This window comes from Paenibacillus cremeus (genome assembly GCF_007786445.1).
Lineage (GTDB): Bacteria > Bacillota > Bacilli > Paenibacillales > NBRC-103111 > Paenibacillus_G > Paenibacillus_G cremeus.
Map to the genome: position 1 here is coordinate 1 of NZ_VNJI01000123.1, position 1,519 is coordinate 1,519.

Genomic DNA, 1,519 nt, shown 5'->3' on the forward strand with positions numbered 1-1,519 from the left:
TGGGTGTATAGTTGCCATGAGTAGGGTTCCTTTCTTGGTGACTTCAGCAATCCCGAGAATACCCTACTTTTTTGCTGCCTGGAAAGGCTCCAAATCTTGGTACACAAACAATTTTACATCATCCTTCCGCCCAAGGATTGGCTAAAAATTATCACCTTGCCAAAAGCATAACGGATGCGGGTTGGAACCAAATGCTCTTAAAAATTAGAATTGGGTATGCATGTTCGCTAATGCATGAAAATAAGGCTAACCACGATCGCGATTAGCTCTGTTTCAAATTATATTATAATTCTCCTGAACAAACCGTAAAGAACACGAGCTTTCCCGAAATATTGGAAGTAAACCGGATTATTATCCCTATTTGATGAAAATGAAAATATTTTGAATTATAAACCACCAATCGACAGTAAATATAAAATAATGGAAGTAATATATAGAAAGATTGATAAAGCCGCTGAAATCAAACAAAATTTAGAGGTGTTTCTAGAATGGGCGAGATTCTTAGTATTTCGTGGAACATTTTGGGTGCGGTATTATTCTTTGCTGTATTAGCTTCTATTTGCTGGTGCACTTATGAAATCCGCAGAAAATCCTATTAGAGAGAGACGGGGGGCTTACCGGCCACCATTGGCTGTTTTTGTTGAATCCCTCGCAGTTTCGATCTGACGGCATGACTCCCAAGCATAATTCTGTTCGTCTTCCGTCCACGTATGTTTAAAGATCTCATCGGTTATTCCGCCGTATTATCAAGAGATCATTTTCTTCAAAACATATAATCGCATAATAAAATGCTCAGATTTCTTGCGCAGAAGCGGGAAGTGTTCCTGCACTTGCGCAAGCTTGCTAAGCACGGCCGTAACGAAAGACTGCCCTTTGGGCAGTCTCGTTTTTTCAATGTAATCTATTAGAAGTTAAGTTCGTCTTGGCGGCATTAATGACCAACCATTAGTACCTCTCTTTAGGAATTCACACACGCCTCAGTCGGTTAACAAGACAACCGATCTAACCTACTGACCTACTCGGCAGCTTCGTAATGTAGGGCTTTTTTTCGTTAATCAGATTTCTTGGCCGTGTTCCGTTTATAGCCTCCGACTATGCCGCATGATCCTGGATAACCATCGCTTATTTGCATATCGTCAATATTCTCACGCATTTCAGCATCCCCGGGAATATCGGCAACTAGCTTTACAGCAGGTTGCCTGAATTCCACATGCCCTTTACTTTTTTGCTCCGTCAATTCTGCTCACCTACCATTCATGAATTCGCAACCCCCAAATGTAACCAATAAGAGAATTTTACTCCAAGCTAAAATTGCGTGACTTTTTCACTGTTTGGCGGAGCGTATCACTCACTTTATTTTGAAATCAGTTGTTGAATAAATCGGGTAGGAGGCTGTTCATTAATTGAGCAGCCGACCTCCCACACCACCGTACGTACCGTTCGGTATACGGCGGTTCCTAAGTTTACGTTGTGACTTGTCGGTAATAATCAGAAAAGAATAGGAATCCGAGTTCTTTGA

1 protein-coding gene is annotated in these 1,519 nt (G+C 41.3%); it reads right to left on the bottom strand.

What is annotated here, in order from left to right; genetic code table 11:
• Positions 1-1,051: 1,051 nt before the first annotated feature.
• Positions 1,052-1,237, bottom strand: a complete 186-nt coding sequence (locus FPZ49_RS35090; protein WP_144855366.1) for a hypothetical protein — start codon at positions 1,235-1,237, stop codon at positions 1,052-1,054.
• Positions 1,238-1,519: the final 282 nt, after the last annotated feature.